The following is a 17,810-nucleotide window of genomic DNA, read 5'->3' as shown; positions in this document are numbered from 1 at the left end:
AAATCTACAATTTCACTTCCTATCTTTAAAGCTATAGAGGTAAGGTGCTTTGTGAGAACCTCCGGAATAAAGTTTCTCATGCCTTTCCAATATATTAAGACTAAGCATTTTACGCTGAAAATTTGCTCGGTTCTGAGTTTCCCCCAGTATAGCATCATACACTTGCTTCAGTTCTTTCATCGTGAAGCGCTCAGGTAGAAGATTGAAACTTAGGAGTTTTTGATCCAAGTGGGTACGCAGGTGTTCGAGTGCCTTATTTACTATCTCGTCATGGTCCATCATCAACTTTGGCAGCTGATCGAAGTCATACCACCCTATTGAATCTGACAATTCATCAGGCTTGGGCACCACATTTTCGTAATTAATCAACGCATAATAGCCGACTGTAATAAATCTACCGAGCAGCCAATGATTCTCGAAGTAATGTCCCTGCCCTTCCAGAATATCCCTCATCAACGCAGGATCAAAGCGCTCCATTGAGCCAAAAGTGTGAAATTGCTCCAAATAAATTTCCTCCAAACCTGTTCGTTCAGAAAGCCCACGCTCCACAGCTGCATCCAAGGGTTCGTCCATACGCACAAATCCTCCAGGCAATGCAAAAGTCTGTTTATTGCTATTAGTGCGGTATTCAAGCACCAAAATTTTGAGTTTTTCCCCCGAAAAACCAAAAATAACAGAGTCGTAAGAAATATGTGGCAGGTATTCTTCGTGCGCTAAATGCATGTGCAAAACTATGAAATACTAGTATAAGAAATAGGATTTTCAAAAATAAGCATTTACTATTGTTTCTTATAGAAACAATAATTAAAGCCCATGAAACCTATCTTACAATCAGTCCGGATTTATGCCCTGATACTTCTACTTGGAATATCAGCATCTCTTAGAGCCCAGAACAACAATTCATTTGAAGTGCAGACGACAATCAAAAACGGGATGATCGCAGGATCCTATGATGTCAAAACAGGTGTACAAAAATACTTTGGGATTCCATTTGCAAAACCTCCTGTAGGAGAACTGCGCTGGAAAGCACCCCAAGATTTGGACAATTGGGCCGGTGTGAAAGAAACCAAAAAGTTCGGTCCAAGAGCAGTACAAGCGCCTGTCTTCGGAGATATGGACTTTAAGTCTGACGGCATAAGTGAGGATTGTCTTTACTTAAATGTATGGACCCCTGCGGACCGAAACACTAAGAACTTACCTGTTTTGGTGTATTTCTATGGTGGCGGCTTTGTCGCAGGTGACGGTTCCGAGCCCCGCTATAACGGCGAAGCAATGGCTCAAAAAGGCATTGTGGTGGTTACTGTAAATTACAGATTAAATATTTTTGGATTTTTCTCCCATCCTGAACTAAGCGCTGAAGCTCCATATAAGGCATCGGGAAATTATGGACTAATGGATCAGATGGCTTCTCTGAAGTGGGTTAAGGAAAATATTGCGGCATTCGGAGGAGATCCAACAAAAGTCACCATCGCCGGTGAATCCGCAGGTTCCATCTCAGTCAGTTATCAAATGGCTTCTCCCCTTTCCAAAGATCTAATAGCAGGAGCAATCGGCGAAAGCGGAGCCGGGATAAATCCTACTTTGGCCCCTACACCTCTTGCAGAAGCTGAAAAACAAGGTGCAGAATTCACTTCCAACGCAGGTTTTAATTCCATTAAAGAATTGAGAGCACTGCCTACAAAGGATATTTATGAGATCTACAATGAGTCCAAGCGCTTTGGATTTCCCGTAGTTTTAGATGGCTATTTCCTTCCAAAAACGCTCCCTGAGATTTTCGAGGCTAAGGAACAGGCAATGGTGCCGCTACTGGCCGGCTGGAATTCAGCCGAAATTCCGGGCATGGCATTTATGCAAGGGCAACCTTACACTACTGAAGCGTTTATCTCCAAAGTGAAAGAAGTTTATCCGAATGATTATGAGGAAGTTTTAAGTCTCCATCCTCATACTGACGCGAAAGAAGTGGAACGGTCCGCGACTGATTTAGCTTCTGACAGATTCATAGCATATTCTACATGGAAGTGGCTGGACCTGCATGCCCAAAACTCTGATTTGCCTGTTTACCGATACTTGTACAGCAAGCTCCGTCCTCCTTTGAAAGACTCCAATCTAACCGCCGGGCTTGCCGGTGGAACTATAGAAGGTGGTCCAAAAGCTCCTGAGGCAATCGGTGCTCCACATGCCTGTGAAATAGAATATGCGATGGGAAATCTGCCCTTAGTAGATGTCTTTGACTGGACTGCAGAAGATTATATGGTGTCAAAAATCTTCATGAATTACTTTGCCAATTTCATCAAAACAGGAAATCCCAATGGAGATGAACAGCCTGAATGGAAGACTATGGAAGGTTCTGATACGTCTCCTTCTGTGATGGTGATCGATACAGAAAGCAAACTGATCAATGCTACAGATGATGCACGTTACAATTTCCACGACAGATCATACGGAAATATCAACTAATACCAATCAACCAAATCCACTTAAAAGAGAGGCTAAACGGTCTCTCTTTTATTAATCCTGTCTTCCAGCCACTACCATTTTGATGGTATTATAATCGTACTTGCCATCAAAATGGATCCGAAGAGCCTGAAGATTCTTGATGTTTTCGATCTGCGAATTGATCTCGGAAATAACCTCGATCGGTAAGCAGTCTTCCAACTCTACTCTGCCTTCTTCGATCCCTTTGGCCAGATGACCTTTGATGGTGGATTCTGCCAATCCCCTAGCTACTACTATATCTCCAATGCTTTTGCCGGCATTGATCATTCCAAAAGTAATTTCGTAGGTCTCTCCTACTTTTCTTTTCAGATTCGCTTTGCCTGTCTTTTTTCTTCCGGTTTTGTTGCTGGCAAATTTCGGATTATCAGCCGCGGCTTGCTTGGCAGCCTCAGCCAATCTAAGGCGGAGATTGATTTTATCCTGTTCCAAATCATTCATTTTACAGGGAATGTTCCCTTCCAAGATAGATAAAATCAAACGACTGACTTTGCTGATTTCTCCGTACTTCCTAAGCAAACTGACTTCGAGTTCTTCCAAACTATTTGCATAGGTTTTGGTTCTGGAAAATCGCTCCACCTCAGCACGGTGAATCAGTATTTTCTCCAAAGCAGCTTTCAGAAAATTTTTAAAATAGGCAGCTCCTTTATCCAGTCGTTCCATCAATTTCTCTTTTTCATTCTGCTGCAGTAAAAAGCGAAGTTGATTGCTGAACTTACCGGCCGTTCCCACTTCATTTCTAATCAGAGAAGCGATTTCACCAACCGCCTTTTGCATCTCGGGATCTTCAAATTCCAGAGAACTGTCATTCTTTCGCTGAAAACTGTTGATCTCCTGAAGCAGACCGGACAAATCGAACGTATCACCGGACAAAAGTGAAAGATAACGTTGCTGATACGCCCCTAAAAGCTCATCAAGCTTAGAATTCTTTTTGGCTCCTTCCACGAAAGTCTGAACCTGCGAGTCAGACTGTAATGCACTGTTTTGAATCCTAGTTCTCAACACCAATCCCCCCAGACTTCTCAATCGGCTCAAGGCTACGTAAACTTGTCCGGGTGCAAATGCATTCCCCACATCTATGATTGCCTGGTCAAAAGTCAAGCCCTGGCTTTTATGGACTGTCACAGCCCAGGCCGTTTTGATGGGATACTGGCTAAATGTCCCTATCACTTCCTCTTCCAATTCCTTGGTATCCGGATTGATGACATACTTTTTATTTTCCCAGATTTCCTTCCTCAGCTGATATACGAATTTCTTTCCTTCCAACAATACCTTGATCGTATCGTCCTGCAGTTCCTCCACAGTCGCCAGTTTACCATTGAAATAGTCCTGGTTTCCGGAAGAGTCATTTTTGATAAACATCACCTGGGCACCAACACGAAGTTCGAGAGATTTGGGAAGTGGGTAGATATTCTCGGGAAAATCATTTTCTATATCAGCCTCATAAAACTTCGATTCTCCATTCAATGCCATCAATCTATCACGGTTGATTTGGTCAGCCTTGTAGTTATGGGTAGTGATCGTGATGCAGTCCTTGATTTCTGAGATTTCCTCCTGCGTTTTGTAATGCTTATTCAATAAGGTGATATCCTCCTGTGTGACGGTATTTTCCCTCAAATGATTGAGCACTTGGATAAAATCTTCATCCTGCTGCCGAAAAATCTTGTCCAGTTCCAGATAAACTAACCCCGATTCCTGTAAAACCCTAGCTTCAAAGAAGTGCATGCTTGGGTAAAACTTGCTTAGCACCTGCCATTCATTGTCGCGGACAATCGGAGGAAGCTGGAAAAGATCTCCTATCATCAATACCTGCACTCCTCCAAATGGCGTAGTATAGTTTCGCTTGACACTTCTCAGCCGGTAATCTATAGCATCAAGCACATCTGCCCTAAGCATGCTGACTTCGTCTATCACGAGTAATTCTATTGATTTCAGCACATTTTTTCGCAGAGCATTTAGAGGATGCTTTCGGATCAATGTATGCTGGGTAAAACAACCGTATTGATCTGAGAAATTACCCTCAGGCTCATTGACTGGCAGGAAAAACCCCAGTGGAAACAAAAACTGGGAGTGGATGGTAACACCACCCGCATTCAGCGCAGCTATGCCCGTGGGTGCTACGATTACATGATTTTTATGTGTTTGCAAAGCCAGATTTTTCAGAAAGGTGGTCTTTCCTGTCCCTGCCTTTCCGGTCAAAAAAATCGGTGCTCCTGTATTGTTGACAAACTTAGCGGCCAACTCTAATTTATCAGTACTTTGATTTTCCATTCGGCGAAACTACTATTTTTAAAAATGAATAAAATGGAATTTGGAATCTTACACTTCTTCTTAGTATCTCTAATTTCACTTATTAAATCCATAATCTCAAACTAATCCGCATGTATATACACCCACTGAATCGCTGGAAAGACGATGCTGAGCTAGGCGCTTTTATCCAAAAAAATGCTTTTGCCACGCTGGTCACTCAAATTGACAACAGGCCATGGGCTACTCATTTGCCGTTTGTTCTGGATGAAAATAAGGACGGCAATACGGTCCTTTCCGGACATATCGCAAAGGCAAATCCCCAATGGAGAAATCTCTCTGAGAATATGGAAGTACTGGTTATTTTCCAAGGGCCTCATGCCTACATTTCATCATCTTGGTACAATCATGAAAATGTACCTACCTGGAATTATATGGCTGTCCATGTTTATGGAAAAATTAGATTTATCGAAGGAGAAGAACTTCTAGATCACCTGAAAAAATTGGTAAATAGCTACGAAGATGGGCGCCCAAACCGCATTAGTGTGGAGACTATGAGCGAAAACTATGTCGCAAAACAGCTCAAAGCTTTGGTTGGCTTTGAAATAGTGATAACTGAAGTTCACGGCAGCAAAAAACTATCGCAGAATAGAGACGATGTCAACCATCAAAACATCGTGAAAAATCTACAAGAAAGCAATTTTCACCAAGATAGAGAACTGGCCGAAGAAATGAGAAAAGAAAGATCCTATTCATCAAAAACCTAAGCCATCTTCCTTAAAACACAGTAAACACCCTAAGCTCATGAAGCTAACGTAAGTTCTTAATATTAGTGGTTGCTTCCTCAAGTCTACTTGTGAATATCATTGCCCAATTCGCCCCTTTGGGATACATAAAAAATCTTAAAAAAATACCGGAAATAGCCTAAAAGCCACTTTATCGCAAATGGCATAGCCTTGGTTTATACTTGAATGAAATAAATTATTGATTATCCGTATTTATGTCACTATTCATATTGAAATCAATAATAGGATTTGCCCAAAGCTGGTGAAAAATGTGCTTCTGCCTGTCCTATACGGCAGATCATCCTCTTTCTAGCGGGTCAGGGAGCCAATAAAATAAAGAAAATATAGCTCTTGGCGACATTGCGGAAAATCTAAACTAATATAAACCCACGTAATCATGAATACCCAATATAATTTCCCGATAAGTAGCTCAACAGCTACAGATTGTGCTGTAAAGACCATTAAAGATGAGGTAGTGGGAACTATTAAGGACATTATGCTAGATACCGAGACAGGTGAAGTAGCCTATGTTGTTCTGTCAGTTGACACAGGATTTCTAAATCTGGGAAGCAAACTTCTGGCTCTTCCTTGGGAGGCATTTGATTTTCACGGTCACCAACGTGATGTAATCATTGTAAAAGCCGCAAAGGAAAAGTTGGAAAATGCTCCCGGTTTTGATAATGATGCATGGCCGGTAGGTCCTCAATATGAATTTATCAATGAGGTTCATACTTACTATGGATTTGACAGAAGAAGAGCGTTGATTGAATAGGCGTGGCGCTCAGATTCTGCAGGGCTCTCCAATTACGGAGAGCCTTTTTTTAGTCTGTTCTAACCACGACGTACACGGAGGTTACTGATTAATCCGCATTCTAAGACTTACTAAAAGTAACATAGAGAACTAACTACAAGTAAAGTTAGGTAGAATTGCGCATTAGCATTTTCCATTACGGCTAAATTGCTTCCCCAGAAGTCAGTTCTAAAGGCGAGTCATTGATTTCATACCTCAAGCGAGATTTTACAGTATGACTTTGATTCTGGATTTTTATACGCTGCTTACCGCCTGAAACTTCCCCATCCCTGTCCTTGTAACGTTTACAATGACAAGATAAAAAACATCACCTTCTTCTGCCCTTATCAGCAGGATCTTGTTCATTCAATAGTAACTGCATAACATCTCCGGGTGCTATTTCGAGCATTCCTTCTCTTAAAGACTCCCAAATTAGATTGAAGGTACCCCTATAGATATTTCGTTCCGTTCGAAAAGTTGCCGTTCTGTAATTTCTGTTTTCCGGAAGATTATTGTTTGAAATTAAAATATTGGACAATGTTGACATCAACTTCTTCTTTTTTTCCTCTTCATCCCTAAGCTCCAATTTAAGATCACTGTAGTGGAATTTCATAAAATTCGATGAATACTTCGGATTTGCATCCATGGTGATCTCCAGTTTTTCCATGCGGCCTGAATTTATATTCACAGACACCAAATCACCCAGAATACCATTTAGAGAAGGTAAACCAAAGGGATCAACACTAGCTTCCAAATGGAACCTCTCCTCATTTGCTCCCATCCCATAGGGTACAGTCACATCCATACGCATAGGTGCAAACCCATTGAGAACGGCTTCTCCATGGATTAACATTTCACCCGACTGAAGAGAGTCCAGCGAAACTACGCGTGTGATCAGCGCCGATAGCTGCTCAAAATTAAGACTTCCCGGCTGCGATTTCCCTTCAGATATCTGTGAGTAAGTGATGGTGGAATTCAATACCCGCACCGTGTCCAGTTCCAGCGGAAAGGGAATCAATTCCACCATTCCTTCAAACATTGGCTTCTCCGGTTCATCGTATGGCCGGGGTTTGTTTTTATTTCTTACATCGTGGAGAATAAGGCTATCAATGGTCATCAATCCAGCGACCACAGACCAGTCGCCATAGATACTGCTACGTGCACTGATTTTCTCAATTTTCAAGTGTTTCAGATCAATCTCTATATAATCTCTCTGAAACCTTGCCCTCTTTGCGGCTGCGAGATTGGAATCGTCATACGCCAATTTTAAATCAAAAAAATCAAAGGAGTCCGCTTTTGAATCATAATTAAACTCGCCCAAAGTAAAAGTCAGCTCTTTATCTATATTGATCTGCAGGTTTTTAAGACCACTCTGTATACTTTCCAACTTAAAAGGAATAGCATAATTCAGCCGAACAGAATCAGTCTCCAAATCAACAGCAGTGATATTAAAACTGTCAAAGCTCCCGAATTTTCTCAGGGTATCGGATTGCGTAAAAAACTCACCCGAACCATTTTCAAGTATAAAATTATGGATCACCCCCCTGGAAACTATGTCACCAAAAAAATCTTGAAAAGCCATGGATACGTCCGCCGGTTTTTTGGAAATAGAGTCATTTCTAACCAAAATAAATTTTGGCCCTTCAAACTTCAACTCTCCAATATCCAGAACATCTCCAAAAATAAAACTAAGCATTTTCAGCTCGCCAAGTCGAACAGACTGCATGGTTCCTGTAATCGTAGTTGCCATACTGTCCTTCACAGGATGAACTGAAATATCCTTCAGTTCTATGCTTCCTCTAAACAGCCGTACATCTGCATTCTCAAATCGAATGTCATATGCTCTATCCTCGTTAGCATTCATTCGATCAGGCAATGTTTTTACCAGCCACTTTTCCACCAAAAATATTGATACCGCACCGAGCAGAATAAGTGTTCCCAGAATCCAGAGAAATTTTTTCAAGTGATTTTTTTTAAGTTCCATTTGTAAAATGAGGGGAAATCCAACGAATGAAACGATTAAGAAAGTTGTCAAAAAGATACATATAAATCAGCGTTATATCTTTCCTGCTCCCGACTAAACTACATAATAATGTGGCAGAATAAACAATCATAGGAACAGCGAGGTCATTTTAATTCTCATGAACCCAACAATTCATCCTCTTCCCTTCCGATCCCCTTACTTTTTCACTCTGAATTCCAATAGAAAAAGCCCACTTATCAAATAACTGATCAGCAGGCTTTTCATTATTTATCCAAGTAATCGAGATGCTATCTGGTACTTTCTACTTGCTACTTCTTACTTGCTACTTAAAAGTAATCACACTCTCACACCGGTCGTTCCGCCACCGTTCAGTGTGATATCCACCGGCGCATTTGTTTTCCAGTTCCCCCCCGTAAAATCAGGGACATCAATAGAATTGGATCTATTCGCCACAGACCATTCACTAAGCGGAGAAATACAGCTCCAAAGAGCCGCATCATACACATCCTGATCCAGAGGAAGTCCATTTCTAAGACAGTCTATCAATCTCCAATCCATCATAAAATCCATACCGCCATGGCCTCCTACTTTTTTGGCCAGCTCTCCCACTTTCTGGATAATCTCAGGAGTGTACTTCGTTTCCAAATCCTTGAATTCCTCATCTTTCAACCAGCCATGACCTTTCGCCACCTTAGCTTCAGGATATTTCTGTGCATACCCTTCAGTTCCGCTTATTACATGTAGTCTGGAATATGGACGGGGTGAAGACACATCGTGCTGAATCATAATACTTTTGCCATTCTTCGTTTTTACCATTGTAGTATTCATGTTCCCACGGAATTTCTTTGTGGCATAGGAAGCAAAAAAATTATCCTGCTCAGCCAGCTTCTGAGCTTCTGCATGCATGGAAAAATCATTCGATGATGTAGAAGTTAAATAATCCATCTGATCCCCTCTGTTGATATTCAGGATTTGGCAAATAGGCCCCAGTCCGTGCGTAGCATACAAATTGCCGTCACGGTAGTTCTCCTTAAGTCTCCACATATCCTGATAGCCATTTTCCTTATTGAAATTCAAGGCCAACAAATCATGGATATAAGCTCCTTCCACGTGTACTACTTCACCAAAATAGCCTTCACGGGCCATTTTTAACGTCATCAATTCAAAGAAATCATAGCAGCAATTCTCCAGTTGCATGCAATGCTTCTTGGTGCGCTCAGAAGTCTCCACCAATTGCCAGCACTCTTCTACTGTAATAGCAATAGGCACTTCACAGGCTACATGCTTGCCTGCCTCCATGGCATAAACCGCCATTGGAGTATGCCATTCCCAAGGCGTGGCAATATAGATCAAATCCAAATCATCCCGGTCCATCATTTCCTTAAATGCATAAGCATTACCCGAATAACCATCTGGCTGGTGAGCTGTATTCTTCAACTGGGACTTTGCCTTCTCCACCCGCTCAGGAATCAAGTCGCAAAGTGACTTTATCTCTACATTCTCTATTTTACTTAATCTGTCAACAGCTCCGGGTCCCCTCATACCAAGTCCCACTACCCCAACCCGGACAGTATCGATTTTAGGAGCAGCAAAACCACTCATATTAAAAGACTGGATTCGATTTACTCCCTTTTTTGCTTGCAAAGGCAGGTTATCAAATTCATTGGCGAGGGCGCTCCCCGCTCCAAAAAGTCCCAAACCTACCAGACCGGTAGATTTCAGAAACGCTCTTCTCTGGTTATTTTTCATGGCTATGATCTATTGTCTTAGCTAATTAATAAAAAAATACAAGAAGCAGCGGTACCTTATAAATAAAATATGATTATCCTGAAGGATGCCGGTAGCTTTATTCTATTTGCTTTACTGGACAGGAGACCGAAGTGCCCCTAATGCCAGTGTTATGTTTAAGTGTAAAAAGTACTGGATAAACCTGTCAGGTTTTGCTATTAGAACCGTAACAATCTACTTATTTATCAAAAATCGATGGTGTAAACCTGACAGGTTTTGGTTAACACTGCACTAGTGTTTTTCGAATCCTTTAATGCTTTGACATTTTACAACTTCAAATCAGGGACAGTCTAGGTTTTACTAGGAAAACTAGGACTTATCTATTCTGAAAAGTGACATGACTCAACTAATCCACTACGAATCAGTCAGCTAAAAAATAATTACGCATCACCTGCTCAGCCATTTTTCCCTGCGGGGTAAAATCAGGCTCACGATGCTTCCCCTCAGGATACCATTTCCAGAAAAACACACCGGCCATCCAGCTCTTTTGCCATGCTGTTTCAAAAAACGCCTCATAGCAAAGTGCCTGCATTTCTTCAGAAAGTTCGGTTTCCTTCCGTTCATTTGGCCAAACCCAAGGCTCAATAGCTGCGTCCACCGTGTTGCAGTAGCCAATCTCAGTAAATATCACCGGCTTTTTGCTCTCGGAGACTAGTTTTTCGATTTTTGATAGATGCTTTTTCCAGCCAGCTTTGAGATCAGAAAGCTTGGGATCAGCCTTTGAAGAGAGAGGAAAATATGCCTGAATTCCAATGTAATCCAGTGCATCCCAAAATTTCACATGCTCAAATTCAGTAAAATTTGCCGCGTAGATCAACTTACCGGAATAGACTTTTCGGATTTCCGCAATCACTCTTCTCCAGTCTGCTTCACGCGCGGAGGTCAATTCCAGTTCAGTGCCCACACAGAGCATGGGAATCTGGTGCTCCTCTGCCATTTTAGCATAATCCAAAATAAAGCCCCCGTAATTCTCAAACCAAAGCAGCCAATCCTTCTCGCTTTTCATGGCTATCTCACCCGGCCAACTCCCGCGAACCCATAGGTGCGGTTTGAGCATATTCATGATCCCGTGCCGGGCAGAAGAATCAAACGTTGCCTTAATTCCATCTGAAGATTCTCCCCACCATTTGTTTTCATTATGCATCTCCCAGCGGATCTCAGGAGTATTCTTTTCATTCTGCCAGCCAAAAGGCGTTTGGGAAATTGCATCGGCTCCTGTTGCCTTCAATGCCTCCAATTCCGGTCCCAAAAGTGGCGACCGGCTTCCCACCCAGCATACGCCTTTCCATTTTTCAGAGGTGGTGATTAAATCAGATTGCAAAGAAAAAACTGCCCATAAACCCAGTCCCAGTATAACCGGAACTGAGCTCAGCAGATAATTCCTTGGCCGACTGCTTTTCATTTTGCGAGCATAGTCTGAATAATGATCTCCTCCTGAAGCGTGCGATGCACAGGGCATTTATTGGATATTTCCAATAATTTCTGCCTTTGCTCTGCATCCAACTCGCCTTCGATTTCTATTATCCGGGTAAATTGACTGACTTTTGCAGTGTTTTCTTCAGGATGGGCACTGTCAGACAAATGAACTTTCTCATGGTTCAGAAAAACAGAAACTTCCTTCAAAGGCCATTTTTTCCGCTCTGCATACATTTTTAGCGTCATTGCAGTACAACTTCCAAGTGAAGCCATGAGCAAGTCATAGGGATTAGGTCCCAAGTCCGCTCCACCTAAGTCCTGAGGCTCGTCAGCGATCAAGTGATGATTTGGTGTCATCACTTCCGTTGTATATTTCTCTCCCGATAACCTTACAAAAACCTGATTTCCTTGGGTATCATTAGACTGTTTTTCCTCATTTATTACCACATAGCGCTTGCTCCAACTTCCGATCACTTCGGCGATGTATTCACTGTCTTTGGGATCAGATACCAAATGATTGGCACCGTCCAGTGATATAAAGCTTTTCGGATGAAAAGCCGCACTGTAAATCTCCGCAGCATTACTGATTTCCACGATTTCATCCTGGGGAGAATGCATGATAAGTAGAGACTTCTTCAGCTTTTTCAGAAAAGTAGCCAAGGGTTTCTGCTCCAAATCATCCACAAAGCTCTTGCTGATATGAAATGGACGGCCGCCAATTTTAACTTTTGCACTTCCGCTTTTCTCTATTTCCTCAATACTATCCACGAACAAATGGCGGACATGCGCAGGGAATGCAGGCGCAGCAATAGTCACAACGGCTTCTACTTCACTTATCTCAGCTGCCGCATATAACACCGCTGCACCTCCAAGTGAATGGCCGATGAGCATTTTGGGAGATTGATATTCTCTGGCCAGGAAATCGGCCGCGTCCAGCAAATCACTCACATTACCCGTAAAAGTTGAGTCTGCAAATTCCCCTTCACTCATCCCAAGCCCTGTGAAATCGAAGCTTAATGCAGCTATTCCATTTTGGGAAAGTGCAGTACAAATTCGGGTGACGGTCGAGAAGTTTTTTGAGCAGGTGAAACAATGCGCGAAAAGTGCAAAAAAATGTGGCTTTTGATCAGCAGGCAGATAGAGGTGAGCTGCCAGTTCATGGCCATTTCTATTGGTAAATGTCAGTCGTTTTGGGTTCATTTTTGATTACTTATTTCAACGGTTCAACCTTAATATTCTCCAAATTTATCTCTGAAAGTAACTCTAACTCACCGGATTCGTAAAGCTTCTGCATCTTTTCTACCGACACAGTCTCATCTTCCGGCATGAAATTCAGGTAATTTTGAAATCTAATTCCACCCACCTCCTGCACAGCACTCACTTCCCGCATTCTCACTCCTCCTCCATCGGTATGGTAGCTATAGGCCATGTAATCCACGGTCGAATCATCGGTACTAATCCAATACAGAAACTCATCGTCAAAGTCTTCTCCACCACCTTCCTCAGCAAACGTCACTTTGATCAAGTCGTATTTCTTACCCTTAATTTCTGTTTTGCCCAGGGAAGTTTTGAAAACAGAAGGATCATTAAGTCCATACGGAAGAAAAGCAAAATAAGCCACCGAATTGACCGAGCGGGAGTATTTACCAATCCATTCTTCAGAAAGTGTATCGATTTTCGCACCATTTACAGTTCGCACAAAACCGTCATTGTTCAGCACATCTATCACCTTCCCGGTGGAATCTGAAAATTCGCGGATATATTCGTATCGATCAGCTGTCTTGAAAATAGTGTAGTGAATATCCCTAAAATCAAACTCAATTTTCGAATTGGAATAAGCTTCTCCGCCATGGGCACTGATAGCTTTGTCCACGATTTTCTCAGCTTCCGTCCTAGACTTACAAGAAATTACAGCTAAGCCAAGCAGAAAGACAAAATGGTATTTCAGATTCATTATCCTGATTTTCAAAAGGTAAAAGTTCTATTATTCTAAAGTAACCTGATAATCGGAGTATAAGTATTCCGCCCGCAAAAACAGCTTCTTGCCTGTATCATCAGTTCTGTAACTTTTCTGCACTTTTGGCAATAACAAGCCGGTGGAATCATCGTAAGAGGTATTTTCGATCAAGGCCTTATGGTCTTTGGTATGAAGTTCATTGGCTAGAATTTGATCCGAAACCTGATCAAAATAAAACCACCGAACATCTGAATTTACACCAAAATCCACCCGAACAGATTCCGCCTTTTTACCATCCTCCAATGTCTTCTGTCCCTCATAACTCAACCAAGTATTCTCATCCATCAGGTTCCAAGGCTGCGCAAAAGCAAAATAGGCAGCATTGATTTCTGATTTTTTAGCTTTCAAAAATCCTTCATTCTGAATCGTATTCTCCCCCATTTGGTAACTCATTTTACTTCCGTTGAAATTGGCAACATGAAGAACGCTGTCTTTCTCCCAAGACATTTTCCCTTCGTAATAAGGTTTCAGCCGAAATTCCAACCAATGCTCGGACTCACTTTCCACTGTGCCATTTTCATCCAGTATGCGTGTACTTCTCTTGAACTTGACACTTGCCACATCCTTCCATTTTTTGGAAAGCTCATGCGCTTTGATTGACTTTTCGATAAGTTCCTCAGCTTGCTTTTCAGGGCTTGGAGTACAGGAAAATATCAAAAAAGGTAAAATGAAAGAAAGTAGAGTTTTATAGTTCATGTAATGGAGATTATCAATAATAGAGCCGATAAAGCTTGGCTAGCTTTGATTTATTACTCAATTTCAAAGTGATTTAACCATTCTTTTTCAGTTCGAAAATTCCCTTCGGAATCTTTATCCATAAATAGCGCATTTTGGTTTTTGTCAATTAAAAGCGTGTCTGGAATAAAATTATTATCGTAAGGCTTTCTACTGAATATTACTAGTTCATTATCAATCCTATATTTTCCACGATGAATCTCTGAAAACCCAAAAAAGCCACTGACATGATTTTCCACATTTCCATTTTCTCTAAAAATTAAGCGATAATGAAAAAGGTCGTCCTTTAAAATCGCAGTCAACATTCTTTCAGATTTAAAAAATTCGGAGTGATGCAAATTGAAACCCAAAATCACCAGAAGAACTATTCCATGAGCTGTAAGTTTTACTTTGCTTATTCCCTTTCCCCTTCTAATTAGGGAAATTAAAGTATCCAAAAATGAGAAAACATATAGAATAAGTATTGATGCAATTATTACCCCATAAGAAAGCATCCATATAATCATCCCTCCATAGAAGTCAGTGACAATCCAACCAATTAATCCTACGGCTGAAATTATTGCTACAATGTCATATCCTGAAATTTTTCTTTGTGTCTTTTCAGCTACCATTCGATAGTTTATTCAAATTGTCCATATTCCTGAAATAATCCCAATAAACCGCTAGGAACAGTAATGTATATTCACTGAAAAGGAAAATTGGTTTTTCCTGATAAGTAGGATCACCATACGCTTGGTACGAGAATATCACTGCAAAAGTCCAAATAAGGAAGGCTTTTTTATCTGTGAATAAGCTCAAGCCAAACGCCGGAATCAGATACCAGGGATGGACGACCGGCTGCAAAACCAGGTAAATCAAATAAATCAACACCCAAAGATCCACAAGCTGCAAGAGATTTTGAGGTTTCTTTTTCCAAGTGACATAGAGGATTCCAATCAAGGCGACCCCGCTTAGAATGGGAGTCAGTTCCCCGATGATGTTATAACCCTTCACCCAAAAGCCTATTTCCCGAAGCAGGTAATAGATTGATGCATTAAATTCAAATTTGCCTTGATAGAGTTTCAGACTTTGAAAGAAATGGATCCAGGAATTATCTATCAGAAGCCAAATAAATCCGGCGATAACAGCAATCCCCGATCCAATCCAAAAAAGGTTGGATCTTCCGGTTTTCGCAAATGAAAAGAAAGTAGGAACCAGCATCAAAGGCAACAACTTCATCCCAATCGAAAGCCCCCAAAATCCTCCCGACAAGCCACTTCTATTTTTGTTTAACGCATACAGCGAAGCAAGCAAAAGAAGCAGCACCAACCCTTCAAAATGAAGATTTCCGGTAATTTCCAGGATGACCAGCGGATTCAACCAATACAAAATAAACCTATTCGCAGGGAATCCGAAATGATCAAAAAGCTTGAGTAAAAGGAAGAAAACACCAATTTCTCCCAAAATCAGAATGATTCTGATAATCACAATACCTGATCCTTGATTCAGATTTCCGCCCCAGGCAGCAACATAGAATATCACCTGATTCAAGGGCGGATACACCGAAAAATATTGAGGGGAATTCATTCCTTCAAAAAGATTTTCCAGATAGCTATTCAGACTTTCGGGATGATTCTGAAGCCATTCTTCGGGTGTTTCTAAATAGGGATTTTCACTCATCTTCACCAGCTCTCCATCCCAGAGAAAACGTGAGTAATCATCCGACCAATTGGGAATTGAAGGCAATAAGGCATATCTAAAAAGTAATCCTGCAACAAAAACCCAACCCCATTTTGGCTTTATGCTCAAAAAATAAATACCGATCATCCCTCCAAAAAGCAATGTAAAAACTAAAAGAGTTTGCCAAAAATTTTCTCTGGGAATGAAATAGCCTAAAAAGATAAATCCTGCTGTCATCAGCAGAACAATCAAAAGGATAAGCAGCCGTCTAGCCGGATTCCTCAAAGCCCTAAGCTTTTGCGAACCGATTCATCCTGAAGTCGATTTTTTTTCCAATAGTCCAGCATTTGGGCACTTTTACGAACTGCAGAAGTCACCTCTTCCGTGCCATCTCCCTTCGTCTGTGTTTCTTGCCAAGACATGATTTCATATGGAAAAGCATCCACATAACTGATCAGCAATTTTCTTCCGATTTCTTCATAAATCACTTCCACTTCGGCTTGATCCGAACCTGTCTTTCTCTTGGAAATCACCACACTTTCAGCATTTAGAGGATGATGGGAGAAACGATTATAAATCAAACTTGGAATTAACTTCATATGACCAGTTGGTACCAAATCGGGGTTAAGCCTGATCAGATTGAAAATCTCATCTTCAGAATTAGCACTTATTGACAGTTCCTGATCCCCTTCCGACTCGAAATACGAAAATAATTTGGCTTGATACTTATTGTTTTTCCAGTTGAGCTGCGTAAAAGACTGACCGCACCACTCTGTGACTGAAGCTGTGATTTTTGGAGAACTCAGATCATCGTACACCGGAGTGAAAACCGAGAGCATCGTGTGGTAAGGATAAACCCCTGTCACAAACTCACGGGTCATATTCAATTTCATCACCTTCATCCCGCCTTTTCCCGCGGCAGCAGGATCGTCAAGTTTGACCTGCTTTCTTTTCGAAAAATCCTCGGTCACAAAAATCATCACTGCCTCACCTTCCCGCTCCTCTCCATAGCGCATTTGCTTTAGCTCAAAGACATTGATCTCCGCTTTACCCTGATACCAGCGAGATGCAAACTTCTCCTCATCAATAGCTTTTCTTCCTGTGGAATTGCAGGAAGTGATCAGAAATAAAAGCAAAACAAGGATGAACAAATTTCTCATAGGTTTAAAATTACAAAAATCCACTCTTCTCCGATCTTCTTGATTCTAATATCTTGCTACTTGATTCTAACGTAAGAGATTGCTTCTTCGCTCCTGCCTCGCTTATCGCAATGACGAATCATGGCTCTTGCTTCTTGACTCTTGTCCTATCAGTTACTCTATAAAATCCCCCTTGCCCCCTTTACCCAAGTTTATTTTTCCAAACCAACTAATCAATCCAAGGGGGAGTTCTCAGCTTTTGTCACTAGACTCCCGTCTCTTGCTACTTGCTACTTGATTCTAACGTAAGAGATTGCTTCTTCGCTCCTACCTCGCTTATCGCAATGACGAATCATAGCTCTTGTTTCTTGATACTAGCTTCTTGCTACCAGCTACTTTCTATAAATCCCCCTTGCCCCCTTTACCCGAATTTATTTTTCCAAACCAAGTCATTAATCCAAGGGGGAGTTCGCAGGTTTTGTCACTAGACTCCCGTCTCTTGCTACTTGCTACTTGATTCTAACGTAAGAGATTGCTTCTTCACTCCTGCCTCGCTTATCGCAATGACGAATCATGGCTCTTACTTCTTGATTCTTGTCCTATCAGTTACTCTATAAAATCCCCCTTGCCCCCTTTACACAAGTTTATTTTTCCAAACCAACTGACTCGTCCTAAAAATAGTTTACAGGTTATCGTTTAAATCCAGGTACTGATTGACTGTTTCTGCTAGTCCTTTTATTGGTTTACAAGTGTACGG

14 protein-coding genes are annotated in these 17,810 nt (G+C 41.4%); 3 read left to right on the top strand and 11 right to left on the bottom strand.

The genetic code is table 11. The features are described from left to right. Window positions 1-12 precede the first annotated feature (12 nt). Window positions 13-723 carry an NrtR DNA-binding winged helix domain-containing protein gene (locus J2X69_RS17910; protein ID WP_310106428.1) on the bottom strand — a complete coding sequence of 237 codons (711 nt, stop codon included), beginning with the start codon at window positions 721-723 and terminating at the stop codon, window positions 13-15. Between the two features lie 90 nt (window positions 724-813). On the opposite strand from J2X69_RS17910, the gene J2X69_RS17905 reads away from it, so the two are divergent. Then, entirely contained in the window at window positions 814-2,457 is a 1,644-nt protein-coding gene (locus tag J2X69_RS17905; protein WP_310106426.1) for a carboxylesterase family protein, read from the top strand. Window positions 2,458-2,508: 51 nt separating this feature from the next. Here J2X69_RS17905 and J2X69_RS17900 read toward each other — a convergent pair whose 3' ends face one another. Continuing rightward, window positions 2,509-4,764 (bottom strand): helix-turn-helix domain-containing protein, encoded by a 2,256-nt coding sequence (locus tag J2X69_RS17900; protein ID WP_310106424.1) that lies wholly within the window; start codon window positions 4,762-4,764, stop codon window positions 2,509-2,511. A 110-nt stretch (window positions 4,765-4,874) separates the two neighbouring features. Between J2X69_RS17900 and J2X69_RS17895 the strand changes: the two genes are divergently transcribed. Continuing rightward, on the top strand, window positions 4,875-5,507 hold the full coding sequence (locus J2X69_RS17895) for an FMN-binding negative transcriptional regulator (RefSeq protein WP_310106423.1): 633 nt from the start codon (window positions 4,875-4,877) through the stop codon (window positions 5,505-5,507). A 415-nt stretch (window positions 5,508-5,922) separates the two neighbouring features. After that, window positions 5,923-6,297 carry a PRC-barrel domain-containing protein gene (locus J2X69_RS17890; protein WP_310106421.1) on the top strand — a complete coding sequence of 125 codons (375 nt, stop codon included), beginning with the start codon at window positions 5,923-5,925 and terminating at the stop codon, window positions 6,295-6,297. Window positions 6,298-6,643: 346 nt separating this feature from the next. Here J2X69_RS17890 and J2X69_RS17885 read toward each other — a convergent pair whose 3' ends face one another. The 9 genes from J2X69_RS17885 to J2X69_RS17845 all read right to left on the bottom strand — a co-directional run bounded on the left by J2X69_RS17885 (window position 6,644) and on the right by J2X69_RS17845 (window position 17,074). Next, window positions 6,644-8,278 carry a hypothetical protein gene (locus J2X69_RS17885; protein ID WP_310106419.1) on the bottom strand — a complete coding sequence of 545 codons (1,635 nt, stop codon included), beginning with the start codon at window positions 8,276-8,278 and terminating at the stop codon, window positions 6,644-6,646. A 357-nt stretch (window positions 8,279-8,635) separates the two neighbouring features. After that, a complete protein-coding gene (locus J2X69_RS17880) occupies window positions 8,636-10,048 on the bottom strand; it encodes a Gfo/Idh/MocA family oxidoreductase (RefSeq protein WP_310106417.1) in 1,413 nt (470 codons plus the stop codon). A 400-nt stretch (window positions 10,049-10,448) separates the two neighbouring features. Next, window positions 10,449-11,489: a glycoside hydrolase family 113 gene (locus J2X69_RS17875; RefSeq protein WP_310106415.1), complete on the bottom strand. Its 1,041-nt coding sequence runs from the start codon at window positions 11,487-11,489 to the stop codon at window positions 10,449-10,451. Further along, window positions 11,486-12,703, bottom strand: coding sequence for an alpha/beta fold hydrolase (locus J2X69_RS17870; protein WP_310106413.1), 1,218 nt, complete (start codon window positions 12,701-12,703; stop codon window positions 11,486-11,488). The genes J2X69_RS17875 and J2X69_RS17870 overlap by 4 nt, the downstream gene beginning before the upstream one ends. 10 nt (window positions 12,704-12,713) lie before the next feature. After that, window positions 12,714-13,457: a DUF6503 family protein gene (locus tag J2X69_RS17865; RefSeq protein WP_310106411.1), complete on the bottom strand. Its 744-nt coding sequence runs from the start codon at window positions 13,455-13,457 to the stop codon at window positions 12,714-12,716. A 30-nt stretch (window positions 13,458-13,487) separates the two neighbouring features. Continuing rightward, complete coding sequence (locus J2X69_RS17860) at window positions 13,488-14,216, bottom strand: hypothetical protein (RefSeq protein ID WP_310106407.1); 729 nt, start codon at window positions 14,214-14,216, stop codon at window positions 13,488-13,490. A gap of 53 nt (window positions 14,217-14,269) precedes the next feature. After that, window positions 14,270-14,866: a hypothetical protein gene (locus tag J2X69_RS17855; protein WP_310106404.1), complete on the bottom strand. Its 597-nt coding sequence runs from the start codon at window positions 14,864-14,866 to the stop codon at window positions 14,270-14,272. Continuing rightward, window positions 14,856-16,199 carry a glycosyltransferase 87 family protein gene (locus J2X69_RS17850; protein ID WP_310106402.1) on the bottom strand — a complete coding sequence of 448 codons (1,344 nt, stop codon included), beginning with the start codon at window positions 16,197-16,199 and terminating at the stop codon, window positions 14,856-14,858. The genes J2X69_RS17855 and J2X69_RS17850 overlap by 11 nt, the downstream gene beginning before the upstream one ends. Then, complete coding sequence (locus J2X69_RS17845; protein WP_310106399.1) at window positions 16,196-17,074, bottom strand: hypothetical protein; 879 nt, start codon at window positions 17,072-17,074, stop codon at window positions 16,196-16,198. The genes J2X69_RS17850 and J2X69_RS17845 overlap by 4 nt, the downstream gene beginning before the upstream one ends. Between the last annotated feature and the right edge of the window lie 736 nt (window positions 17,075-17,810).

It is taken from the genome of Algoriphagus sp. 4150 (genome assembly GCF_031457395.1).
In the GTDB taxonomy this organism is placed as follows: Bacteria; Bacteroidota; Bacteroidia; order Cytophagales; family Cyclobacteriaceae; genus Algoriphagus.
The sequence above is the reverse complement of the archived record's forward strand: the minus strand, read 5'-3'. Positions and strand labels throughout refer to the sequence as shown.